At 56.4% G+C, this 23,135-nt stretch carries 19 protein-coding genes; 9 read left to right on the forward strand and 10 right to left on the reverse strand.

What is annotated here, in order from left to right:
• The first annotated feature begins 190 nt into the window (after positions 1-190).
• Positions 191-1,423, forward strand: coding sequence for an efflux RND transporter periplasmic adaptor subunit (locus AC2FJC_RS17575; protein WP_496740463.1), 1,233 nt, complete (start codon positions 191-193; stop codon positions 1,421-1,423).
• Positions 1,420-5,217, forward strand: coding sequence for an efflux RND transporter permease subunit (locus AC2FJC_RS17580; protein WP_496740464.1), 3,798 nt, complete (start codon positions 1,420-1,422; stop codon positions 5,215-5,217). The genes AC2FJC_RS17575 and AC2FJC_RS17580 overlap by 4 nt, the downstream gene beginning before the upstream one ends.
• Before the next feature lie 59 nt (positions 5,218-5,276).
• Here the strand turns inward: AC2FJC_RS17580 and AC2FJC_RS17585 are convergent, their stop codons facing one another.
• The 3 genes from AC2FJC_RS17585 to AC2FJC_RS17595 form a co-directional block, all read right to left on the reverse strand.
• Entirely contained in the window at positions 5,277-5,600 is a 324-nt protein-coding gene (locus tag AC2FJC_RS17585) for a hypothetical protein (protein WP_496740465.1), read from the reverse strand.
• A gap of 158 nt (positions 5,601-5,758) precedes the next feature.
• On the reverse strand, positions 5,759-7,558 hold the full coding sequence (locus tag AC2FJC_RS17590; protein ID WP_496740466.1) for an ABCB family ABC transporter ATP-binding protein/permease: 1,800 nt from the start codon (positions 7,556-7,558) through the stop codon (positions 5,759-5,761).
• Between the two features lie 79 nt (positions 7,559-7,637).
• Positions 7,638-8,969, reverse strand: a complete 1,332-nt coding sequence (locus tag AC2FJC_RS17595; RefSeq protein ID WP_496723531.1) for a LysM peptidoglycan-binding domain-containing protein — start codon at positions 8,967-8,969, stop codon at positions 7,638-7,640.
• Positions 8,970-9,095: 126 nt separating this feature from the next.
• Here AC2FJC_RS17595 and AC2FJC_RS17600 point away from each other — a divergent pair, with 126 nt between their 5' ends.
• Positions 9,096-9,647, forward strand: coding sequence for an LOG family protein (locus tag AC2FJC_RS17600; protein WP_496740467.1), 552 nt, complete (start codon positions 9,096-9,098; stop codon positions 9,645-9,647).
• Between the two features lie 49 nt (positions 9,648-9,696).
• On the opposite strand, the gene AC2FJC_RS17605 is transcribed toward AC2FJC_RS17600, so the two are convergent.
• Complete coding sequence (locus AC2FJC_RS17605; protein ID WP_496740468.1) at positions 9,697-10,149, reverse strand: baeRF12 domain-containing protein; 453 nt, start codon at positions 10,147-10,149, stop codon at positions 9,697-9,699.
• Between the two features lie 279 nt (positions 10,150-10,428).
• Between AC2FJC_RS17605 and AC2FJC_RS17610 the strand changes: the two genes are divergently transcribed.
• From AC2FJC_RS17610 to AC2FJC_RS17625, 4 genes are all read left to right on the forward strand, one after another.
• Positions 10,429-10,914: an IS110 family transposase gene (locus tag AC2FJC_RS17610; RefSeq protein WP_496740469.1), complete on the forward strand. Its 486-nt coding sequence runs from the start codon at positions 10,429-10,431 to the stop codon at positions 10,912-10,914.
• Between the two features lie 287 nt (positions 10,915-11,201).
• Positions 11,202-12,491, forward strand: coding sequence for a M16 family metallopeptidase (locus AC2FJC_RS17615; protein ID WP_496740470.1), 1,290 nt, complete (start codon positions 11,202-11,204; stop codon positions 12,489-12,491).
• 1 nt (position 12,492) lies between these two features.
• Positions 12,493-13,881, forward strand: coding sequence for a hypothetical protein (locus tag AC2FJC_RS17620; protein ID WP_496740471.1), 1,389 nt, complete (start codon positions 12,493-12,495; stop codon positions 13,879-13,881).
• 275 nt (positions 13,882-14,156) lie between these two features.
• Complete coding sequence (locus AC2FJC_RS17625) at positions 14,157-15,494, forward strand: metal-dependent hydrolase family protein (protein ID WP_496740472.1); 1,338 nt, start codon at positions 14,157-14,159, stop codon at positions 15,492-15,494.
• Positions 15,495-15,673: 179 nt separating this feature from the next.
• Here the strand turns inward: AC2FJC_RS17625 and AC2FJC_RS17630 are convergent, their stop codons facing one another.
• On the reverse strand, positions 15,674-16,273 hold the full coding sequence (locus AC2FJC_RS17630) for a superoxide dismutase (protein ID WP_496740473.1): 600 nt from the start codon (positions 16,271-16,273) through the stop codon (positions 15,674-15,676).
• Between the two features lie 100 nt (positions 16,274-16,373).
• Between AC2FJC_RS17630 and AC2FJC_RS17635 the strand changes: the two genes are divergently transcribed.
• Together AC2FJC_RS17635 and AC2FJC_RS17640 are read left to right on the forward strand one after the other, a co-directional pair.
• Entirely contained in the window at positions 16,374-17,135 is a 762-nt protein-coding gene (locus AC2FJC_RS17635; RefSeq protein ID WP_496740474.1) for an FkbM family methyltransferase, read from the forward strand.
• Between the two features lie 101 nt (positions 17,136-17,236).
• Positions 17,237-17,635 carry a hypothetical protein gene (locus AC2FJC_RS17640; protein WP_496740475.1) on the forward strand — a complete coding sequence of 133 codons (399 nt, stop codon included), beginning with the start codon at positions 17,237-17,239 and terminating at the stop codon, positions 17,633-17,635.
• A 42-nt stretch (positions 17,636-17,677) separates the two neighbouring features.
• Here the strand turns inward: AC2FJC_RS17640 and AC2FJC_RS17645 are convergent, their stop codons facing one another.
• Genes AC2FJC_RS17645 through AC2FJC_RS17665 form a run of 5 tightly spaced genes read right to left on the reverse strand, consistent with a single transcriptional unit; the run spans position 17,678 to position 23,083 of the window.
• Positions 17,678-18,244, reverse strand: a complete 567-nt coding sequence (locus AC2FJC_RS17645; protein WP_496740476.1) for a sarcosine oxidase subunit gamma — start codon at positions 18,242-18,244, stop codon at positions 17,678-17,680.
• The gene (locus AC2FJC_RS17650) at positions 18,237-21,251 is read right to left on the reverse strand and encodes a sarcosine oxidase subunit alpha family protein (RefSeq protein WP_496740477.1); all 3,015 of its coding nucleotides are present in this window, start codon (positions 21,249-21,251) and stop codon (positions 18,237-18,239) included. The genes AC2FJC_RS17645 and AC2FJC_RS17650 overlap by 8 nt, the downstream gene beginning before the upstream one ends.
• Before the next feature lie 43 nt (positions 21,252-21,294).
• The gene (locus AC2FJC_RS17655; RefSeq protein ID WP_109311456.1) at positions 21,295-21,624 is read right to left on the reverse strand and encodes a sarcosine oxidase subunit delta; all 330 of its coding nucleotides are present in this window, start codon (positions 21,622-21,624) and stop codon (positions 21,295-21,297) included.
• Positions 21,618-21,839, reverse strand: coding sequence for a hypothetical protein (locus AC2FJC_RS17660; protein ID WP_496740478.1), 222 nt, complete (start codon positions 21,837-21,839; stop codon positions 21,618-21,620). The genes AC2FJC_RS17655 and AC2FJC_RS17660 overlap by 7 nt, the downstream gene beginning before the upstream one ends.
• Complete coding sequence (locus AC2FJC_RS17665) at positions 21,839-23,083, reverse strand: sarcosine oxidase subunit beta family protein (protein ID WP_108860433.1); 1,245 nt, start codon at positions 23,081-23,083, stop codon at positions 21,839-21,841. Before AC2FJC_RS17665 ends, AC2FJC_RS17660 begins: the two co-directional genes overlap by 1 nt.
• Between the last annotated feature and the right edge of the window lie 52 nt (positions 23,084-23,135).

The raw sequence follows: 23,135 nt of genomic DNA on the forward strand, positions 1-23,135 counted from the left end.
GCCATGTCATACCCCGGCGCAATCGCCAAGCCAAGAGCCCGATTTTTTACAATCCCGCCGGTGGCCTGCCCTCTTGTGGAAAAAAATAAACCGAACTATTCAGTTTAGTGTGGAAACGATACATAATCGTCCCCACTTTCTAGCATGACCGCAAAAAATATGTGGCGCAGAATTCTGGGAGTAGTCCTGCATGCGATTGATTTCATTAGTAAACGCCGCTTTGGTTATTGTTGTTTTGTTTTTTTTGGTTTTCGAACGGGACAGCCTGTTCTCTTTCGCCGGGCGCGCGGAAGCCGAGGCCAGCCCTGAGGCTGCCAGCGAATCTGGCGAAGTCGCGGACGTGGATCAGGCAACGATTGGCGTCGTTGCCGTTAGGTCAACTGCACGTGAACTTGACAGCGCCGTGTTTTTGCGGGGCCAGACCAAGGCCAATCGTCAGGTCGAAGTTCTGGCCGAAACCACATCGACCGTCATCTCAGAGCCCAAGCGCAAAGGCACGTTCGTCGAAGCCGGCGATCTTCTGTGCGAGCTTGACCCTGGCACCCGCCCCGCCAGTTTGGCCGAGGCGAAAGCTGCCAAGTTAGAAGCCCAAAGCCGCATTCCAGAAGCCGAAGCCCGCCTGGAAGAAGCACATGCGCGTGTCGCCGAAGCCGAGATCAACCTGACGGCTGCGAATAAACTGTCTGACTCTGGGTTTGGATCTGAAACACGCAGAATCTCAAGCGAGGCGGCGATGAGAACCGCCGAGGCCGGTATCAAAACCGCCGAAGCCGGTCTTGAGGCCACCCGCGCTGGAATCGAAGCCGCAACCGCCGAGGTCAAAGCCGCGGAACGCGAAATCGATCGCCAGACGATCACAGCACCCTTCAAAGGGTTGTTGGAAAGCGATACCGCCGAATTGGGCAGCCTGATGCAGCCCGGTGCGCTATGCGCGACCGTTATCCAACTGGATCCGATCAAGCTGGTCGGATTTGTGCCGGAAACCGAGGTTAACCGCATCATTGTCGGTTCCGAAGCCACCGCGCAGTTGGTCACTGGCCTGAAGGTTTCTGGTCGTGTGACATTCCTGAGCCGCTCGGCCGATGAAACAACCCGCACGTTCGAAGTCGAAATCACTGTTCCGAACCCGGAACTGGCAATTCGGGACGGCCAAACCGCCGACATCCGCATTTCGGCCGCCGGGGCCAAGGCGCATTTCCTGCCGCAATCGGCTCTGACCCTGAGCAATAACGGTCAACTCGGTGTCCGCACGATTGGCCATAGCAACGTGGTCGATTTCCAGCCGGTCGTTCTTCTGCGTGATACCGCAGAAGGCGTTTGGGTCGGTGGCCTGCCGGAGACTGTGGACATCATCGTCATCGGGCAAGAGTTCGTGACCCGCGGCGTCACAGTTGAACCCACATATCGGGAAGCTTCGAAATGACCGGAATCGTCAGTTGGGCCGCCGGCCGGGCCAGAATGGTTCTGGCCTTCATCGCCATCTCATTGGTGATTGGCGGCTTTGCCTATGTCAGCCTGCCGAAAGAAGGCGAGCCCGACATTGAAATCCCTGCCCTGTTTGTCTCGGTTCAGTTTCCGGGCATCTCAGCCGAGGATTCGGAAAACCTGTTGGTCAAACCAATGGAGACCGAACTTGCGGACCTTGATGGGCTGAAAGAGATGACCTCGACCGCCGCCGAAGGGTATGCGGGCGTCGCGCTGGAGTTCGATTTCGGCTGGGACAAGACCGCGATCATGGCTGATGTGCGCGACGCGATGAACAGCGCGCAAGCCGATTTCCCCGACGGAGCCGAGCAATACTCGCTGACCGAGATCAATTTCTCAGAGTTCCCCATCGTCATCGTCAACCTGACCGGCGCAGTCCCCGAGCGCACTATAGCGCGGGTCGCCAAGGCTTTACAGGACGACCTTGAGGCGATGGATTCGGTGCTCGAAGCCGGGATCGCGGGCAACCGCGACGAATTGCTTGAGGTCATCATCGATCCCCTTCGGCTTGAGGCGTACAACGTCACCGCCGCCGAGCTCATCGATGTGGTGCGCAACAACAATCAGTTGATTGCTGCCGGTGAGGTTGAAACCGCACAGGGCACATTCTCGGTCAAGATCCCCTCTTCCTTCAAAACCGCGCAGGATGTTTATGGCCTGCCGGTCAAAGTGAACGGCGACCGGGTCGTCACCCTGGGGGAATTGGCGCAGATCAACTATACCTTTGAAGACCGTGAAGGCACCGCCCGTTTCAACGGCGAGCAAACCGTCGCGCTGCAGGTGGTCAAGCGCAAGGGCTACAACCTGATCGACACAGTCGAGGGTGTGAAACAAACCATTGCCGCTGCGCAGGCCAAATGGCCGCCCGAGATGCAGGCCGCAATCCAGCTGGGCACCTCGAACGACCAAAGCCGCATCGTCGGCTCGATGGTCAGCCAGCTCGAAGGCTCGGTTCTGACGGCCATCGCACTGGTGATGATCGTTGTTCTGGCCTCTTTGGGCACACGCGCAGCATTGCTGGTGGGTTTTGCGATCCCGACCTCATTCCTGCTGTGTTTTGCGTTCCTGGCAGTCATGGGCATCAGCATCTCGAACATCGTGATGTTCGGTCTGATCCTTGCGGTGGGTATGCTCGTCGACGGGGCCATTGTTGTTGTGGAATACGCTGACCGGCGCATTAAAGAGGGCGTCGGCCCGATGCACGCCTATGTCGAGGCCGCTCAGCGTATGTTCTGGCCTATCGTGTCATCCACGGCCACAACCCTATGTGCCTTCCTGCCCATGCTGTTCTGGCCGGGTGTCCCGGGTGAGTTCATGGGCATGCTGCCCGTCACGTTGATCTTCGTTCTGTCCGCCTCGTTGATCGTTGCACTGATCTATCTGCCTGTCATGGGCGGTGTTTCGGGACGTCTGAGCCGGGTTTTTGACCGCACATCCGACTGGCTGCGCGCGCGCACCCGGTGGTGGGTTCGTGCGGTTATGGTGCCGCCATCGCTGTACCTGATCTTCCTTGGTGCGATGCAACTGCTGAATCCGACATATCTGTTGCCCGAAGGTGCATTCGGAGCAGTTCTGCTTGGTGCCTTCCTGTTTATTTTCGGAGCATTTGCTGGTTCTGTTACGTTGAGTGCCGCGAAAATCGAACGCGCGCCCGATCAGCATGTGCATACGGCGCGCGAACACACACCCTTTGGCTATGTCATCAAGTTCCTCGTCGGCAACCCGATCATGCCGATTGTTTCGATTGTCGTCATTGGCTTCGCTGTGATGTCAGTCATGACCGCATTTGGGAACAATAACCGGGGCGTAGAGTTCTTCGTCGAAAGCGAACCCGAGCAAGCCACGGCCTATGTTCGTGCACGTGGCAACATATCACTGGTCGAAAAGGACCAGATGGTACTGGCGGCCGAAGAAATTATCAGCGCACATCCCGCAGTCGTGAACGTGTTTTCCTTTGCCGGAGAAGGCGGGCTGAACCAGAACAATGGAGGTGCGCAAGCACCAGCAGACACTGTCGGTCGCGTCCAGTTCGAAATCATCCCGTGGGAAGACCGGCCCAACGTGTCCGAACCGATCTTCGGCGGGTTGATCGCCCGTGAAACGGTTGCCCCGGAATATGACGGTGACTTCGTGCTCGATCAGTTGAACGCCGAACTTGCGAAGATTCCGGGCTTCATCGTCGAAATCCTACCGCTGGAACAAGGCCCTGCCTCGGCCAAGCCCGTTCATCTGCGCATCAAGGCGGACGGCTGGGAAGAACTGAACTCAGCCACTGTTGCGGCCCGTAAGATGTTCGATGAAACACCCGGCCTGATCAAGATCGAAGACACCCTGCCGTTGCCCGGCATCGACTGGCAGATCGACGTGGATGTTGCCAAAGCGGGTCGTTTCGGCGCGGATGTGGCAACCGTCGGCGCGATGGTGCAACTGGTCACGCGCGGGCTGCTGCTGGGCGAAATGCGCCCCGACAGCGTGGACGAGGAAATCGAAATCCGCGTTCGCCTTCCCGACGAAGATCGGGTTTTGTCGACACTGGATACGCTCAAAGTGCGTACACCAGATGGGCTGGTGCCTTTGTCGAACTTTGTCACGCGCAAGCCGGTGGCTAAACTGGCCGAAATTAACCGGATCAACCAGCAGCGCTATTACGATGTGAAGGCCGACGTTGAGCCGGGCCTGAGCAAAGTTGTGATAGATAACGCAGACGGCGCGGAACAGCGGCTGGCCGTTGTGCGCGGCGTCGTGGAAGGTACAGAACCCACAGGTGCGATCTTCACTGGACCGACCGGCAGCAATTTCGAGCTTGTCAAGTTGACTGGTGCAGAGGATGTCGATGCAGTGCGCGCCGATCTGGAATCTGGAAACGCCCGGATTAGCCTGATCAATGCCAACGAACGCATTGCAGTGCTGACCGAGTGGCTTGAAACTAATCCCTTCGGCAGCACCGTCAGTTGGGAATGGACCGGCGATCAGGAAGATCAGGCAGAAAGCCAGGCTTTCCTGTCCAGCGCTTTCTTGGCTGCATTAGGCCTGATGTTTGTGATCCTGCTGGCGCAGTTCAACTCGTTCTACAACTCGGTGCTTGTTCTGCTGGCCGTTGTGCTTTCGACCACCGGTGTTCTGATCGGGATGATGGTCATGCAGCAACCGTTCTCGATCATCATGACCGGTACAGGGATTGTGGCCTTGGCAGGGATTGTGGTGAACAACAACATTGTTCTGATCGATACATATCAGGAATACAGCCGGTATATGCCCCGGATCGAAGCGATCATCCGCACGGCAGAGGCGCGTATCCGCCCGGTTCTGCTGACCACCCTGACCACGATGGCCGGTTTGACGCCGATGATGTTCGGATTGTCGCTGGACTTCATCAATGGCGGCTACTCCATCGACAGCCCAACTGCGCTGTGGTGGAAACAGCTGGCTACGGCGGTTGTGTTCGGGCTGGGTATTGCAACGGTGCTGACCCTGATCGTGACGCCATCGTTCCTGGCGCTGCGGGTGTGGGTCACCACCTATGCGGTATGGCTGGCCAAGGCGCTGGCACGGGCCACTGCAGGTCGTTCCAGCCAAATCGCTCAGGATATGGCGGTTGGTCATGCTGCCCGTCAGGTACAGGCCACCGAGGTTGTCTGGGGGGATGAGACGCCGACCGCGCCCGCACCGGATGCAGACAAGGATGAGCGTCCCGATCACCCGCCAACGTCACCCCTAAAGGCGGCCGAGTAATGCAAATGGCGAACCGCAAGGTTCGCCATTTTTCTTCGCCAGGACTTAGTCTCTAAGACTTAGTCGGTGAATACATATTCACCCAAATCACACAGGTTTAGACCGAAGTCTTCAGCCGACGACCCATCGTCGAACGCCCCCCGAATATCGTAGACACATGTGGTCAGGCCATCCGCGATGACAACATCGATTTCATAATCGGGCGCGACATAGCCACCGCTCAGCAGGTTTCCCTCCCAGCTGCCGGAAGACCCAGGCGAGACATTGAACTCGACCAGATCCGCGCTGGATTCATTCACAACCAGAAATTCAAGATCCTCGGCAAATGCCGAAGTCGCCGTAAGAACAGTTGCGGCCAAGGCTGCTGCTGCACGCATTTTCATTAGATATTCCTTTAGTTAAGGTCCGGCCAAAGAACCTGGCACCGTGACTTTAGGTGATTTGTCACCAAGGAAAATGAACGTCAAATTAAACTTGGAGGAATGAACGCATTTTTGCTGCGCTGTTCTGCCTGGTCTCCTGAAATACCCCTGTGGCCGGATCAGGCCGCGTCCGCTTGCTGACGACTCCAGAGCTGCGCGTAACGGCCCTCGCGCTGCAAAAGCTGGTCATGGGTGCCTTGTTCAAGGATTTCACCGCGCTCCAGCACGACAATACGGTCCGCTTCGGCAATGGTGCTCAGGCGGTGCGCGATCGTCAGCACGGTCCGTCCCTCACCAGCCCGCGCCAATGCGTCCTTGATGTCCTGTTCGGTATCTGTGTCCAGCGCCGAGGTCGCCTCATCCAACAGCAGGATCGGCGGGTTCTTCAGAAGGGTGCGCGCAATGCCCACCCGTTGTTTCTCGCCACCCGACAGCTTCAGGCCCCGCTCTCCAACCTTGGTGTCATAGCCTTCTGGCAAGGTCACGATAAAGTCGTGGATCTGCGCAGCTTTGGCAGCAGCTTCGACATCTTCCTGAGTGGCCCCGTCCCGGCCATAAGCGATGTTGTAGCGGATGGTATCATTAAACAGCACTGTGTCCTGCGGCACGACGCCGATGGCCGCGTGCAGGCTGTTCAGGGTCACGTCGCGCACGTCCTGCCCGTCGATCTTCAACGCGCCCCCGGTGACATCGTAGAACCGGAACAGCAAGCGGCCTATCGTTGACTTACCCGAACCTGTGGCACCGACAATTGCAACAGTCTGGCCAGCAGGTACCGTCAGCGACACACCTTTGAGGATCTCGCGGTCCGCATCATAACCAAAGCGCACATTGTCCAATGTCACCTCACCACCACTGACCACCAGATCTGGCGCGCCGGGCTTGTCCTGCACCTCGGTCGGTTGTTCCAGCAAGTCGAACATTTGCCCCATGTCCACCAGCGATTGACGGATTTCCCGGTAGACAGTGCCCAGAAAGTTCAGCGGCACGGTGATCTGGATCATATAGGCGTTGACCATGACGAAATCGCCGACGGTCAGCGTTCCCTGTTGCACCCCCATGGCCGCCAGAACCATCACGCCGATCAGTCCGCAGGTGATCAGAAGGGACTGACCAAAATTCAGGAAGGCCAACGAATACGCCGTCTTAAGCGCTGCCCCGGCATAGGCTTTCATCGACACGTCGTACCGTGCCGCCTCGCGCGATTCAGCATTGAAATACTTGACGGTTTCAAAGTTCAGCAGGCTGTCGATGGCACGTTGATTGGCCTCAGTATCCTGATCGTTCATTTCGCGGCGCAACTTCACGCGCCATTCCGTCACCGCAAAGGTGAACCAGATGTACAGCGCGATGGTGACAGCAACGACAACCAGATACCAGACGTCGAACAGCCACATCAGGATGATCGCGACCAACAGCAGTTCCAGGATCAGCGGACCAATCGAAAACAGCAAAAAGCGCAACAGGAATTCCACGCCTTTCACACCACGCTCGATAATCCGGCTAAGCCCTCCGGTGCGACGCGTCACGTGGTAACGCATGGATAGTTGGTGGATATGCTGGAACGTCTCCAACGCCAGCGCGCGCAAGGCCCGTTGCCCCACCGGAGCAAAGGCAGCATCGCGAAGCTGCTGGAAGCCGACGGTCATCATCCGCGCGACGCCATAAGCCACCGTCAGACCAATAGCACCCAACGCAAGCGGCGGTACGCCCTCACCCGCCAAACTATCAACTGCGCCCTTGTAAAGGATCGGAGTATAGACCGCGATCAGCTTGGCCAAAACAAGCATGCCCATGGCCAGCACGACGCGTCGTTTTACCCAAGGCTCGTCCTCGGGCCACATATAGGGCGCAACTTTCCGGATCGTGCGCCATCCAGAGCTGCGTTCGTCGGACGTGGGCGTATCGGCTGATGTCATTGGCGCTGCTCGTCTCATCACGTACCTGATTTGCGGTCAGAGATAGACCGCCGGCCCACCAAGGGCCAGCGGCAATAGTTTATTCCGGGATGGTGAATATCTGACCGGGATAAATCAGGTCAGGATCGCGGATCGCGCCGCGGTTGGCCTCGAACAGTTTCACGTACAGGATACCATCACCGAACCGGTCGCGCGAAATGGCCCAAAGCGTGTCGCCTTCCTGCACGGTGACCGCGCGGATGGGGGGCGTATCTGGTTCGCCCTCGGGCTCATCCCTGGCCTCTGCCGCGCGCAGCACCTCTAGCGGTTCGCGCTTGAACGGGGTTTCCAGGCGGCTGACCACTGTACCATCCGAGGCGATTTCATCGACGCGCAATGTATATATACCGGGATCAATTCCCTCGAGTTCGCTGCGCCATTTACCATCATCAACCGGCGACAGATCATCGACAAGCTGGTTATCCAGATACAGCCGTACCGCAGACCCGTCCGGGACCCGGCCGGTAAGCTCTACGTCGCCAACGTCGGAATAGCCAATCGTGTCCAAAGCCACCTCGTCTGAGGCGTCGGTTTCGGCGGTTGGAGACTGAACCAACTCAACCCCGTCCTCGCCGGAACGCAGAATGGCAACTTGTTGATTTTCATTGCCTTCTTCAGCGGTTTCTTGTGCCGTCTCCTGGGGTTGATCCGCAGACGGTTCTGCGGGCGCATCCGCCGTTTCGACATCCCCGGTCGTCGCTTCATCTGTTGGCTCTGACGAGGGTGTGTCTTGCGCTCCTGCTGTTTCGTCGCCGGAGGGCGCAGCGTCACCCGTTTCGGCAGCGGCGACCTGCTCGGTCGTCGGTTCAGGTTCAGGTTCAGGTTCAGGCAAGGCTGCAATCAAATAGTCGTCCGAACGAACGGGTTGATCCTGGCCCGCAGTTTCCAACGTAAGCCCGCGCGCATCGTCTGAAAATGGAATCGAAAGGAACTCGGCAAACTGACCGGTGTTGTCGACGGTAAAGCTGTGCACTTGCTCACCATCCAGCAGGACACGAACATCCGTGCCTGGCTCTGCATTGCCAGAAAGAACGGTATTGCCGTCCGGCTCAACAAAGATCTGGTCCAGAGTCGGCGGCGCGACACCCGGGTCGGCCTCAGCCGTTTCCGTCGCCGGTGCAGTCTCGGAATCAGACGGATCAGCGGTTTCCGGTTCCTCAATTGCCGTGCTCTGATCCTCGGAAGGAGTGGAAACCGAACTGGCCTCTTCCGTGGTTTGGACAGAGGTGTCTTGCTGCGGTGAAGCTTCCTGAGGACCCGTCCCGAAGACGCCGGACAGGTACAACCCGCCCGCCCCGACTAATGCAACGATGCCGGCAATCACCCCCCAGATGAAAGTACCGGAGCTTTCGCTTCCCGACTTGGAGTTCATTCTTTTCCTTTCGCTCCGCAGCGCAAGTGCTTTGAGCAAAACACATTCTGCCTAACGGTTGAGCCAATCTATCAATCCCGCTATCACGGGTCAAAACACCATATACAAGCCCGGAGAAGCCAACCCATGTCTCAGAAATCTGTCTGTGTGTATTGCGGGTCACGAAATGGCGCGAATCCGGCCTATTCCGACGCGGCGCAACACTTTGGAACCCTTTTGGCCAAAGAAGGCTGGCGGCTGGTCTACGGGGCCGGGGATGTGGGGCTAATGGGCGAGGTCGCGCGAGCTGCGCAAGCCGCTGGTGGTGACACGTTCGGCGTCATCCCCGTGCACCTTCTGCAACGCGAAGTCGGCAAGACGGACCTGACCCGTTTCGTGGTCACCGAGACGATGCACGAGCGCAAGAAGGTCATGATCATGAACGCCGATGCGGTTATTGTCCTGCCCGGCGGCCCGGGGTCGCTGGATGAGTTGTTCGAGGCGCTCACCTGGCGGCAGCTGGGCCTGCACGAAAAGCCCATTCTGGTCATGAATGTGGATGGCTATTGGGATACGCTGCACGAGCTGTTGCAACAGGTCATCGGCCAAGGCTTTGCAGACGCATCGCTGTCGGATTTCATCACTTGGGTCGATAGCCCGAAGGCTGCAATGTCAACGCTCAGGAAAGTTCTGACTTAGGCTGACAGATGTACGGGCGGCCAGAACCGCCCGTTTGCCATCGCCAAATTCAAGTCGCCGGAGCAAGGCGCTGTCGCAGCACCTGTTCGACCTTATGCATCGGATGATTGGTCAGAGTTTTATCGACCTCGGCAACCACTTTGCCCAGCACTTCGCTGTGCAACCGCCGGCGCAGCAACCCTAGAACATGCGGGCTGGCTACCAGGACCAATCGTTTATAGGCCCCTTTTAAACCCTTACGGTTCAACAGGTTGGCGACATCCTGCACGAACAGGGATTTCGCATGGGTTTTCCATTTGCTCTCTTCCACGGCCGATTTCTGATGTGGTGCCGTGTCAAAACGACGACCGGCCCGGTCCGAAGGCTTGGTCCTTGGTCCGTCGCTTTCTTCTACGGATACGACAACCAGATTGGGATCATCAGCGTCGGTGATATTCTCCATGAACAGCGCCTTTTCCCCGTCGGCGATGACAACCCATGTTCCCTGTGCAAGTTCGACCATTGTGTTCTCCTGTAATGGCGTTTTTTTGGCCATCCCTCATGCGTCAGGCACAGCTTACCCGAGACGCGCCAAAGTCATTCAGCGCGGTGCCTGACCGTTTTCTTAGTGGTTTGCGGCTCTCTCCCTCCGCATACTTTAGCTAGGTATTGCGGGGCGGCGTACAATAGGTCTCAATTCGAAAGTTGACGTATAGGCAGGTTTTCTCCTGCGGCGGAGTTGCAGGGTCACGCCAGCACTGTCGAATAGCTTTTCGGCTAATATCAGCTTGCGGGACGAAGCATGGGTATTTGGGCTAACCAGATTGATGGGTCTGCCAGTCAGTGTCGGATTGAATTTGGTTCTGCTTCGATGAGCCTGCACCTGCGTCATGGGCTTCGGGCCGCTGGTCTTGATGTGGTCTGGATGGAAGCACGGCAAGTGAACGCGGCTCGTTCAGCGATGCGTAACAAGACCGACAAAACGCATGCGCGAGGGATTGCAGAGGTGTTGCGATCTGGGTGGTTCAGTAAATTTTTCATCAAGAGCCGCATGGCACACGCGTTAAGAACACTATTGAGAAGCCGCACGGCTGTTCAAAGGAAATGCATCGATTTGACCAACGAAGTCCGCGGCTTGTTCAGGGTCTTCGGCCAGCAATTGCCGTCGCATGTTGATCAGGGGTCTTTCGACGAACGGGTCATACCATTGATCGAGGCAGATCCAGATCTCGCGCGTGCACTTCTGCCGCTCCTAGGTTCACGCGTGATGCTGTACAGAACCTACTGAGAGCTGGATCGCCGGGCAAAGCAGACACTTCCCTCTTGATCTCTGGATAACTGCCACTCGCTGCTGCTCTACGATGTATTACTTTTGGGTGATCTCTCCATAGAGAGCTGAGGTACGGGTTCCGCGCGTATTTAGTCTCGTGTCGAACACATTTCGGCAAGTTTTCAATTGGCGGCTTGAAATAGCAGCTCGTATCCCACAAGCATTTAGTAAATCACTGTCGCATTCGTTAAACGCCTGATGACGGACGTTTTTTTGGACTAAGTGACATAATTTAAAGGATTATGATGCGCACAGTCGTATTGTTTTTTTCGCTTGTCCTCTTGGTGTTTTCTGGAACTGCTCATGCTCAAGGCGTCACCCCTCTTTCTGAGAAAGGCGGATTATACGCAGCCTATGTGGTTCCGAGGGATGACTTCGACCGTGTGGACGTGCAGCGAATTGTTCTATCGGGAGCGTATGATGATCCGGAACCATCCGGTACAGCTCATCTAGCTGAGCATCTGGCTGCGTTTTCAGCGGACGCCACAATACTCAGAAAGCCCCGAGAGCGCGATATCTACGCGACAACGCATAACGTATCAACGGTGTACACGAATTCCGGCGTACCTTCTGACATAGAAATGTTGCTGCAGCTGTCTCGGGCCGTCCTTGACACGCCATCGCTGCCAGAAGGATTTGCGGAAAGCGAAATTGGTATCGTACAGCGTGAAACATTTCTTCGTGAAAGGCAGTCTCCGCTTCGTTGGCTCAGAAGAATTGCACTTCAAAACCTCTACGGCACTTTGCGCGGCCGTGCAGACAACACCATTGAAGATCTTCCGCAATTGAACCTTGAGAAGGCCTATCAGTTTCACAAAACTCACTATACGCCGTCCAATGTGACGTTAATCGTGTCGGGAAAAATTGAACCTAGTAAAGCCGAAGAACTCGTTGCTCGTATATTTGGGGACACAGAACCTTCTGAGGCCCCTCAAAAACGCTGGTTAGACGACAAACCAGACCCTGAGGTTCGGTTTGTTGAACGCATTCGGTCGGACAAGTTGGCGCATGACACAATCCAGTTTGCGAAATTCGTGGACTTCGAAGATCGATCAACCAGTATCGATATGCAGGGCGCATTTTTTATCGCCACCGATGTTTTGAACGAAAGGCTTTACAAGGCCCTGTACTATCAGGACGAGCGCGTTTTCAGCGTCGACGCTGACTGGTTTTTTGCCAAAAATGCGGATCTGGAACTTACCATAGATTTGCACCTAATGCCCGGCTTCAGCTTGGACGCGGCGCATAACCATCTGACAGAAACTCTGGCCAATTTGTTGAACGAACCGATCACCAGGGATGAAATCAATCAAGCGCGCCGGATGCAGGTCGTTGGATCCAGAAATGCCGCGCGCCGGCCCACAGAGTTTCTATCATTCCTGTCGAATGTGGCTTCTGATGGTTTCCCCCCTCTCACACCGACTGTATTTGTCGACATCTTGAACGATACGACAGATCAGGACGTTATTGATTTTGCCGAAAAGGTCATCAAGCCATCAGCCACTTCGGTCGTGTTGGCCGAAAAAGCAGAGTAACATGCAGACATTAAAAAGCCGGTTCATTTCCTCTCTCTTATTGGTTCTCAGCCTGCTGTCAGCGCAGCAGGTCCGTGCGGAGCTGATCGCAACGACCGGTGATGCAAATTTTGCCTATCTGATGCCTCTGGAAAACGGCATTTCTGAGCTCACCTTGGTTTGGCCGATAGATCGACCGACGATAGACCGGGTGGCCGCATTGCGTGCAGGTCTCTCAAGTGTAATTTCTGGAGGAACATCAAGCCGTTCTTCCTACAAAATTGCTGAGTACAAGCAGTTGAAAGGGATCAAGCATTACGTCGAAACAAGTCGCCGTAGTCTGATGCTCACGGTCTCGGCGCCAAACGAAGTCTTTCCAGAGACCATCGTTCACCTCGAAAACCTCTTGCTTGAGGCGGAATACTCGGACGACTGGTATGCAAGAGAGCTGCAGTATTCCAACTCTACCAAGTCTACCAGAACCAGGAGGCCAGAAGATGTTCTGAAGGAAGTGGCGCATTTCCTGGAGTACGAACCTGGCGACGCAGATGCTGAGGTTGGGGGTGGCGAATTTCGTTTTGGTCAACCCATTCAGGCAATCCTAAGATCCGGAGACCAAGAAGTAGAACGCCGCACTCTTCGATTGGTCAGCAAGCTTCCGCGCCTGAAGGGAAAGTGGAATTTGCCTTTCGCAAAATGGGCTGAAGCGTTGATTGGCACGAATGAGGAAGATTTCAGCCTTCCGACGGGTGTCATTCACTTTGCCGATCCTGACTCTACCGAGATGCTGATCCTTTTTGTCAAAGCTGAAGAGTTTGAAGATGAGATTGACCAGGTTGGGACAAATGTCTTGGTGGATTACATCGGTGCCAGTCAAGGATCCGAGATGTTTCGTATTATCCGCCAGGAATTGCGCGCGGCTTACGATCCACGCTCAGACTTCGTTGTCATGGGTAAGAAAAAGGCGATTATCTCGCTAAGCGCCACAGTTGAGGCCGTGAAGTGGCCCGAAGTCTATGAGAGAATAACGGACATTTACCAGAGTGTCCGCAGCGGGAAAATTGAACAAGAAGGTTTGGGGATTCAGTTCAGTCGGTTGGACCGGGCTTACTATCGCGATTTTTTTACTGAGCCTGTCTGGGGTGCGCGACAATACCTGCACGAATATCCCGAGGGTACTGACGGCACTATCGAAATTCCGCTTTTTAGCGCTTTTCAATCACTGTCATTGGAGCAGACGGCAGCAAACTCGCATGAGCTTTTGCCGCCTTTGGAGGATTTCCTCCTTATATTGATCGGGGGCGGAAGCTCACCTTCGGACATCTTGCCGTCAAAAGGTTACTGTGCGCTGCCCAAAAGCACTCCCTTAAGGTTTTGCCTTGATGCGCTGCCGAGTGCTGAAAACCTTTAAACGAAATGCAATTGTAGTTGGCCTTTTGAAAGGAAGCACTGGCCCCTGCAAAGCTTGTTTACCGCGCAAAGCAGTCATAGGTGTTTAGTGCAGCATTGTGCAAATTGGGCTCAGACTGGGCTTGCGGCAGTACAGAAAGTTGAAATGGTATACTTTCTGCCGTTTCAATTCAGCTTTTCGGACAAAGCCGACCTTGCAGAAAAGTGAGGGAATCCTTGAAAAAGCTTGCTTCCGCTGGGATGGTTTCTCCGACAGAGTTTTCTGAGGAATTTAGAATGCATTTTCCCAAACTTGCGGCGGTTTCGTCGATTTTTCTCACTATAGCCAGTTCGCAAGCGCTCTCCCAGGATGGGGGGCCGATACTGTTCACAAACGTCAACGTGTTTGATGGTGTGAATGAGGAAATGATTACAAATGCCTATGTTGTTGTAACCGACAATCTGATCACAGATGTGTCCTCAGAACCCCTCGCCGTCGCCAATGGTATCGTCATCGATGGCGGCGGGCGAACGTTGATGCCGGGCCTGATCGACGTACACTGGCACACGCTTTACTGTTGCAATCCGCAGAGTGTGGTTGTGACCGGCGATATTCTTGAGGTCGCGGTGCGGGGTGCCATCGGGTCCGAAGGCACGTTAATGCGCGGCTTTACAACGGTGCGCGACGTTGGCGGCAATTCATTTGCCATAAAACGGATGATTGACGCGGGCGAGATCGAAGGCCCCCGTATCCTGCCGTCCGGCCCACCCGTGACACAAACCGGCGGCCACTTTGACTATCGCCCCTACCAAGCGGTTCCGACGAACGGCGCGGATTCGCAATGGTACTGGTACAGCGTTGGTTTGATGGCGCAAGCTGATGGTGTTCCGGAAGTGGTCAAACGCGCGCGTGAGATCATGCGCATGGGTGCAACCCAACTTAAGATTTCTACCGGTGGCGGGGTGTCATCCACCTATGATCCTCTGGATGTACGCCAATACACCAAGGCCGAAATCGAGGCTTTTGTAGAGGTGGCCGACACCTACAACACTTATGTTGCATCTCATGTCTTCACGGACGAGGCTGTGGAAATTGCCGTTGCCGCTGGCGTTAAGTCCATCGAGCATGGTTTTTTGATGAGCCGCGAAACGATGGAACTGATGCGCGACAATGAAGTTTGGTTGTCAGTGCAGCCTCTGCTGGATGACGAGGATGGCTTTTCTTTCGACGACCCTGTTAGCCAGCAGAAATGGATCGACGTCACCGACGGTACAGATTTCACCTACAAAACGGCGAAAGAAGTTGGCGTGAAAGTCGCTTTCGGCACCGACATCCTGTTCGATCCCAAACTGGCCGAACGTCAAGGCGCGTTCCTTGCCAAATTGCAGCGCTGGTACACGCCATACGAGGTGCTGAAAATGGCGACTTCAACCAATGCTGAACTGCTCAAACTCTCAGGCCCGCGCCACCCTTATCAACAAGGTGACTTGGGTGTGATCGCAAAGGGCGCTTATGCAGATTTGATCCTGGTGGACGGCAATCCGCTGCAAGATATCGACCTGATCGCAGACCCGCATGAGAATTTCGATCTGATCATGAAAGACGGCAAAGTCTACAAGAACACGCTGGACTGAGTTCCAGATGAAGTCCTTTGCTCAAAGCCAATTTTGTAACGACTGCTTTGGGCTCGAAGCAGTCAATCGATGCCGATTGCAAAACGCAGTATCACCATCAAAAACAGCTATCTAAACAAGAAAAGACCTGCCAGCGTCACCACCAGCAGGCCCTTGATAAACCCTTATCGGGTTAACGATCACATCCGCGATGCAACGTTTTCCCAGTTCACCAAATTGTCGAGGAAGTTCGACAGGTAAGCCGGACGCTTGTTGCGGAAATCGATGTAGTAGGAGTGTTCCCACACGTCGCAACCCAGCAGAGCGGTTTGACCAAAGCACAGCGGGTTGACGCCGTTTTCGGTCTTGGTCACAGCCAGCGAACCATCTGCGTTCTTGACCAGCCATGCCCAGCCCGAGCCGAACTGACCGGCACCAGCAGCGCTGAATTGCGACTTGAACTCGTCAACCGAGTCAAAGCTCTCGGTCAGGGCTTTTTCCAGCTCACCGGGCATTGCGTTGCCGCCGGGGCCCATCATTTCCCAGAACTGGTTGTGGTTCCACAGCTGGCTGATGTTGTTGAAGATGCCGTTTTGCGCGACGGCGTTTGCGTCGTAGGTGCCAACGATGATCTCTTCCAGCGACTTGCCGTCCCATTCGGTACCAGCGATCAGCTTGTTGCCGTTGTCGACATAGGCCTTGTGGTGCAGGTCGTGGTGATATTCCAGTGTTTCCGCGGACATACCCTTGGCTGCCAGCGCGTCATGTGCATAAGGAAGATCAGGAAGTTCAAAAGCCATATCGGCCCCCTGTAAAAATGTAAGTTGCGGTTCCCAAGGTTAAATGCTTTGGCAGCCGCCGCAGGTCAAGAGCCGAGACAAGAAAACCCGGAGGCAGGCGATGCTTACACAGGCGCGCAAGATGTTTTACCGCGCCCGCGGATACTATGCGGGCCAGCTGAATGGCGAGCCGTTTCGTCTGGACCCTTATCATTCGAAATTTTGGCGCAAGGCATCCGATGGCAAGTGGGAGCCTGAAACCTTCGCCGTGCTCGACAAATACCTGTCGGCAGATCGGGATTATCTGGACATCGGCGCGTGGATTGGTCCCACGGTCCTGTACAGTGCCCGCAAGGCGCGGCACGTTTGGTGTTTCGAACCGGACCCAACGGCTTTTCGGCATCTGGCCTGGAACCTCGACCTGAACGACATCCGCAATGTTTCGGCCTTTGGCGTGGCGTTGTCGGATCAGTTCGGAGTGGCCCGCATTGCGTCGGTGCGCGGCGAGCCGGGCGATTCCACCAGCTCACTTTTGCATGACGGAACACATGGCAACGACGCTTTGACGATCGCATGGGACCAGTTCGAGGCCGCGAATGACCTGTCGGGTGTCTCTCTGGTCAAGATGGATATTGAGGGGGCTGAGTTTTTTGTACTGCCAACGATCCTGCCCTGGTTGAAACGGACGCGACCTACTCTCTACCTCTCGCTCCACTCGCCTCTTTTGGCTGAAGAGGACAGACACCAGCGGACCTCAGACCTGCTGAAAAGTCTCTCCTTTTACTCTGAAATTACTGACGAAACCGGGCGCCCGCTGGATGTTCAGAAAGCTCTCAGTCCAACGGAAATGACACGGTACCGTACGGTTTTGTTTACTGGCTAGAATGCGGCCATTAGCCCTGCCGAAGTAGGTGTTTCCCCACTTGCAACCCAAGCGTGAGCCGGTTGAAGTGCGCCCACGGAATAGTTTGATGGGTAACAAAAATGAAAGCTTCGCTTACGGCGATTGCTGCGATAATCGTTTCCGCGCAATCAGCTTTAGCTGGTACCGTCGAATACAGATGTGAAATTACGAAGACGGACGGCCATGGCTGGATCGCGCCCGAGTATCACTTTCAGGTAGACACCAACACTCGTGAAGCCAAAGTTGTCAGCGGCCATCACGATTGGACCAGCGCCAAACTCAAAGTGAAAAACAGTGGCGAATACCGCATGTTTTGGAACGTCGACCTCCGGTCAAGCGAAGGGCAAAGCCTGCGTATGAAATATCAGGCAAATCTTAATTCAGCGAAAAACACGGTCAAAGTCCGCGCCAGTTTTGCGCACATAAACGCTTCTAACAAGCCTTATGGTTCCGGAGTTTGCAGCGTAACCACCGGGTAAAGAAAGCCCCAGTGTGGCCGGGGCTTTTCACTTCACTTCGGTTCAGTAGACCCCGACTTCGCTGCCGGGCTGCGCCGCAACTTTAAGCAGCTTGAACACGTAGTCTGCGGCCGACCGGAAACAGACAACACGGAAGGTATCGGCGTCATCCATCCAGAACGCCCCTGCCACCTGCGCCAGACGCGAACGGCGGATCTGACCTGGCTGAAATGCCGCAGCCGACAGCTCCACCGGGGCAAGTTTGCCCAGCACCTCACGCGCATTGCTGCCCGAGATACGGAACACCGCGCGGGCGTCCGAGACGTTGACGGCCAACGCGTGTGTACCGCTCAGCGCGTTGGTCATGGTCGCCAGTTTGGCCTCAACCTCGGCGTAGGGAACAAGCACCAGTAATTCATCCGTGGACATCCAGCAAACGCCGGCCTCACCGTCGACCAGAGCTTCGCGCTGACCGGGCATTTTTTGACCCGTTGCGTCCTTGACGGCCTTGGCCAACACCTTGTCGGACAGGTCGCCGCGCAGGGTAATCATGCCCTGCAGGCCACATTCCTGGACCTTGGCAATGCCATCATAGCTTGCGTGGTTCAGTGCGCTGATGGGTTCAGACATTCTGCTTCTCCCCGTCCTTATCGAAGAAGATCGGGTCCACGATCTTAGCTTTGTAGGTTTTGCCATCGGTGCCCGGGAACTCGACAATCTCACCCATCCGGTCCGGACCATGTTTGATCAGCCCCATGGCGATGCCTTTTCCGAGGTTGGCCGAGTAATATGTCGAGGTAACGCGACCGATCATGTTACGCTGACCGTTGGCGTTGACGCCCTCGCCGACTGCGTAAGCTCCGTCAGGAATGACAGAACCATCCACAGTCTCAAGACCAACCAGTTTCCAGCGGTCCGGATCGGCCATATGGCTGCGCGAATGGGCGCGTTTTCCGAGGTAGTCCTCTTTCTTCTTCGAGAGCGCCCAGTGCAGCCCCAGATCCTGCGGGATCACGGTGCCGTCGGTCTCGTCCCCGATCATGATAAAGCCCTTCTCGGCCCGCAGGATGTGCAGACATTCGGTGCCGTAAGGCATAACGCCGAACTCTTTGCCTGCGTCCATCAATGCATCCCAGAACGCCTGGCCCTGAGACGCAGGGACAGCAATCTCATAGGACAGCTCACCCGAGAACGAGATACGGAAAGCACGGCAATCGAAATCACCGATCTTACCGTCGCGCCATTCCATAAATGGCAGAGCCTCTTTGCTGACATCCATGCCGCCCAACTTTTCCAGCACCTTGCGGGCGTTGGGGCCGACCACGGCGACCTGAGCGTATTGCTCGGTCACGTTGGCAACGTAGACTTTCCAGTCCCACCATTCGGTTTGCAGCCATTCTTCCATATGACCGTGGATGCGTTCCGCTCCGCCGGTGGTTGTGTGGCACAGCCAGGTGTCCTCGTCGATGCGAGCAACAACACCGTCGTCGATCAGGAAACCGTTTTCCGAACACATCAGGCCATAGCGGCATTTGCCGACCTTCAGCGTGGACATCATGTTGGTGTACATCATGTCGAGGAACTTGCCGGCGTCCGGGCCTTTGACGATCAGTTTGCCCAGCGTCGACGCGTCCAGCAGACCAAGGTTTTCGCGGGTGTTCTTGACCTCACGGTTTACTGCGTCGTGCACTGACTCTCCGGGGCGGACATAGGCGTAGGTCCGGCGCCAGTGACCGACCGGTTCCCAATCCGCGCCGTTCTTGTCGTGCCAGTCATGCATCGGCGTTTGACGGATCGGTTGGAACACGTCGCCACGCGCTTCGCCGCCAATCGCACCCATCGAAATGGGCGTGTATGGCGGACGGAACGTCGTGGTGCCCACCTTCGGAATTTCCGATTCCAGGGCATCAGCAAGAATCGCCAGCCCGTTGATATTGCTCAACTTACCCTGATCTGTCGCCATACCCAGTGTAGTGTATCGCTTAGTATGCTCGACGCTTTCATAGCCTTCGCGCGCGGCCAGTTGCACGTCAGAGACTTTTACGTCGTTCTGGAAGTCCAGCCAGGATTTCATGCGCAGCTGCACGTCGGCGTTGGCTGGCATCAACCAGACCGCTTCCATAGCAACCTCTTGCGTGGCTTCACCAGCCGGAGCCTTAGTGTTTTTCGGCTTAAAGCCAGCCGCTTTGGCGGCCGCTTTGCCGGCGGCGTGCGCGTCAGTCAGAACATCACTCAGCGCCAGCGGACCATTTGAGGCGCCAGCGGCCACAACGAACCCTTCGCCATTCGCGCCCAGCGGAGGACGCGCGGGATCGGGGCGGAAATGTGCGTTCGCCTCGTCCCAGATCAGCTTGCCACCGCAATGCGACCACATGTGAACAACCGGAGACCAGCCGCCCGACATGGCAACCGCGTCGCACTCAACTTCTTCGCGAGCGCCACCGATGCCTTCCTGATTGCAGATCTCGACCTTCTTGACGCGCTTGCCGCCTTTGACTTTGGCAATGGCCTTGCCGGGGTCGACCCGGATACCAAGCTGTCGCGCCTCTTCAGCCAGTGGTCCGGCCGCAGCGCGCGCATCGATCACACGCAGAACATCGACACCAGCCTGTTTGAGGATGATCGCTGTGCGATAAGCGTCGTCATTGTTGGTCGCGACGATCACACGCTCGCCCGGGGTCACGCCCCAGTTCACCACATAGTCGCGCATGGCCGAAGCCAGCATGACGCCCGGAACATCGTTGCCCGCAAATGACAGCGGGCGTTCGATGGCGCCTGTCGCAGTGACGACCTGCTTGGCCCGGATACGCCACAGGCGATGACGGGGACCTTGTGTGCCCGGTTTATGGTCGTTCAGACGCTCATACCCCAGCACATAACCATGGTCATAGACGCCCGCGCCCATGCAGCGGTTGCGCATGATAACGTTGTCCATTGTTTCCAATTTGGAAACCAATTGTTCCACGAACTTATCCACAGGCTCATCATTGATGGTCCCGCCATCAACCGGAGCGCGCCCACCCCAATGCGCGGTTTGCTCGATCAGCAGAACCTTCGCACCGGTCTCGGCCGCCGCCTTGGCCGCTTGCAACCCGGCGACACCGCCACCGATCACCAGAACGTCGGTGAAGGCGTAGAAGTGCTCGTAGGTGTCTGCGTCGCGGTTGTCTTTGTCGGGTGCTTTACCCAGACCGGCCGACCGCCGGATGATCGGCTCATAGACGTGTTTCCAGAATGGCTTGGGGTGGATGAACGTCTTGTAGTAGAAGCCCGCTGGCAGGAACCGCGCCAGCGCTGTGTTCACGGCACCGATATCGAATTCCAGGTTCGGCCAGTGGTTCTGCGAAATTGAGGTCAGACCGTTGAACAGCTCGGTTGTGGTGGCGCGCTGGTTCGGCTCGAACCGGTTGCCCTGCCCCAGGCCGACCAGAGCGTTCGGCTCTTCTGCACCGCTGGCGACAACACCGCGGGGCCGGTGGTATTTGAATGACCGGCCCATCATCATTTGATCATTGGCCAGCAGGGCCGAGGCAAGCGTGTCGCCATCGTACCCCTGCATCGACGTGCCATTGAAGGTGAAGGTGACCTGTTTCGACCGGTCAATCAGCCGGCCTTGTTTTGCGAGACGGGTGCTCATGTTGCGGACCTTTCGCAGGCGGAATTAGGGATGGCGGCGCGGATCATTCGTACTCTCTCCACGTCCAGCCAGGGCGCTTTGCAGTGATCGCGTCCTTGAGTTCTTTCGGCGGCTCGGTGGTCTGGGCGGAATAGGTTCCGAACACTTCGAGCGTTTGTGTGCAGCGTGCAGCGTGGAACCACTTGCCGCAGCCGTTGCTGTGGCGCCAGCGTTCGAAATGAACGCCTTTGGGGTTTTCACGCATGAACAGGTAGTCGTGGAATTCGCCATCCGACGAGCCGGGACCGAAGCGTTTCAGGTGCGCCTCACCTCCGGCGGACAGTTCAGATTCTTCGGCGTCGACGCCACAGTAGGGGCAATTCAGGATCAGCATGAGGCTACTCCTCGCTTGAATTCTTTTGACCACACGCCCAGATCGTAGGCATGGATATTTTGACCATTGTATTGACCGTAGTCGGCACGCTCGTCTTCTTTGGCCTGATCGCCTTTTTCATTTTCCGATCCGAGGAAAAGAAAACCATCAAACCAAGATCTGACAGCCCGAATAGTTCCGAAACCATTCATGGGGCACATTGGGGCGACTGACATCAGTGTGCCACCCCGGCCGCGACGCTTTCGTCGATGAAGCGGCCCTCTTTGAAGCGGTCCAGCGTAAAGGCTTCGGTCAGCGGTGAGTGACCTGTGGCCATCAGCTGCGCCATGCCCCATCCCGATCCGGGGATCGACTTGAAGCCACCCGTGCCCCAGCCACAGTTGATAAAGCAGCCGCCCAAGGGCGTTTTTGACAGGATCGGAGACCGGTCGCCGGTCATGTCCACAATCCCGCCCCACTGGCGCAGCATCTTCAGGCGCGAGATCATCGGGAAGGTTTCGACAAGTGCGCGAACGGTTTCCTCGATATGATGGAAGCTGCCGCGCTGGGTGTAGTTGTTGAAGGCGTCAGTACCGCCGCCGATCACCATCTCACCCTTGTCGGACTGAGACATGTAACCATGCACGGTGTTGGCCATTACGACCACGTCCATGCAGGGCTTAATCGGCTCGGACACCAATGCCTGCAGCGCGATCGCCTCCAGCGGCAGACGGAAGCCCGCCATTTCGGCCAACTGTCCTGAATGGCCCGCAACCACCATGCCCAGCTTGTCACAGTCGATCGAACCTTTGGTGGTATCGACGCCAACAACGCGGCCGTTTTCGGACCGAACGCCTTTGACCTCGCATTGCTGGATGATGTCCATGCCCATCGCGGAACAGGCGCGGGCATAGCCCCACGCCACGGCGTCGTGACGCGCGGTACCTCCGCGTTCCTGCCACAATGCGCCCAGAACCGGATAGCGCGGACCGTCGATATTGATGATCGGTACCAGTTCCTTAACGCGCTCAGGGGTGATCCACTCGGTCTGAACACCTTGCAACGCGTTGGCATGAGCCGTGCGCTGATAGCCGCGAATTTCGTGCTGAGTCTGGGCCAGCATCATGACGCCACGGGGGCTGAACATGATGTTATAGTTCAGTTCCTGGCTCAGATCCTCGTACAGGCTGCGCGCTTTTTCGTAGATCGCTGCCGAAGGGTCCTGCAGATAGTTTGAGCGGATGATCGTCGTGTTCCGACCGGTGTTACCACCGCCCAGCCAGCCCTTTTCGATCACAGCGACATTCTGGATGCCGTAATTCTTACCCAGGTAATACGCAGTCGCCAGACCATGGCCGCCCGCACCGACGATGATTACGTCGTATTTCTTCTTGGGTTCGGGCGAACGCCAGGCGCGCTCCCATCCGGTGTGATAGCGCAACGCTTCGCGCGCTACAGCAAAGGCTGAATAGTGTTTCATAGGCGAATCCATCCGGTTCGGTGATTGCGCGAAGATATGCCGCGTAACGCTA

This window comes from Ruegeria sp. CDSB117, from assembly GCF_059611005.1.

Coding starts and splice junctions, on each gene's coding strand:
- AC2FJC_RS17625 (WP_496740472.1), top strand. CDS start 14,157: ATGCATTTTCCCAAACTTGCGGCGGTTTCGTCGATTTTTCTCACTATA.
- AC2FJC_RS17610 (WP_496740469.1), top strand. CDS start 10,429: ATGGGTATTTGGGCTAACCAGATTGATGGGTCTGCCAGTCAGTGTCGG.
- AC2FJC_RS17590 (WP_496740466.1), bottom strand. CDS start 7,558: ATGACATCAGCCGATACGCCCACGTCCGACGAACGCAGCTCTGGATGG.
- AC2FJC_RS17635 (WP_496740474.1), top strand. CDS start 16,374: ATGCTTACACAGGCGCGCAAGATGTTTTACCGCGCCCGCGGATACTAT.
- AC2FJC_RS17615 (WP_496740470.1), top strand. CDS start 11,202: ATGCGCACAGTCGTATTGTTTTTTTCGCTTGTCCTCTTGGTGTTTTCT.
- AC2FJC_RS17600 (WP_496740467.1), top strand. CDS start 9,096: ATGTCTCAGAAATCTGTCTGTGTGTATTGCGGGTCACGAAATGGCGCG.
- AC2FJC_RS17650 (WP_496740477.1), bottom strand. CDS start 21,251: ATGAGCACCCGTCTCGCAAAACAAGGCCGGCTGATTGACCGGTCGAAA.
- AC2FJC_RS17585 (WP_496740465.1), bottom strand. CDS start 5,600: ATGAAAATGCGTGCAGCAGCAGCCTTGGCCGCAACTGTTCTTACGGCG.
- AC2FJC_RS17620 (WP_496740471.1), top strand. CDS start 12,493: ATGCAGACATTAAAAAGCCGGTTCATTTCCTCTCTCTTATTGGTTCTC.
- AC2FJC_RS17580 (WP_496740464.1), top strand. CDS start 1,420: ATGACCGGAATCGTCAGTTGGGCCGCCGGCCGGGCCAGAATGGTTCTG.
- AC2FJC_RS17630 (WP_496740473.1), bottom strand. CDS start 16,273: ATGGCTTTTGAACTTCCTGATCTTCCTTATGCACATGACGCGCTGGCA.
- AC2FJC_RS17655 (WP_109311456.1), bottom strand. CDS start 21,624: ATGCTGATCCTGAATTGCCCCTACTGTGGCGTCGACGCCGAAGAATCT.
- AC2FJC_RS17605 (WP_496740468.1), bottom strand. CDS start 10,149: ATGGTCGAACTTGCACAGGGAACATGGGTTGTCATCGCCGACGGGGAA.
- AC2FJC_RS17665 (WP_108860433.1), bottom strand. CDS start 23,083: ATGAAACACTATTCAGCCTTTGCTGTAGCGCGCGAAGCGTTGCGCTAT.
- AC2FJC_RS17575 (WP_496740463.1), top strand. CDS start 191: ATGCGATTGATTTCATTAGTAAACGCCGCTTTGGTTATTGTTGTTTTG.
- AC2FJC_RS17595 (WP_496723531.1), bottom strand. CDS start 8,969: ATGAACTCCAAGTCGGGAAGCGAAAGCTCCGGTACTTTCATCTGGGGG.
- AC2FJC_RS17640 (WP_496740475.1), top strand. CDS start 17,237: ATGAAAGCTTCGCTTACGGCGATTGCTGCGATAATCGTTTCCGCGCAA.
- AC2FJC_RS17660 (WP_496740478.1), bottom strand. CDS start 21,839: ATGTCAGTCGCCCCAATGTGCCCCATGAATGGTTTCGGAACTATTCGG.
- AC2FJC_RS17645 (WP_496740476.1), bottom strand. CDS start 18,244: ATGTCTGAACCCATCAGCGCACTGAACCACGCAAGCTATGATGGCATT.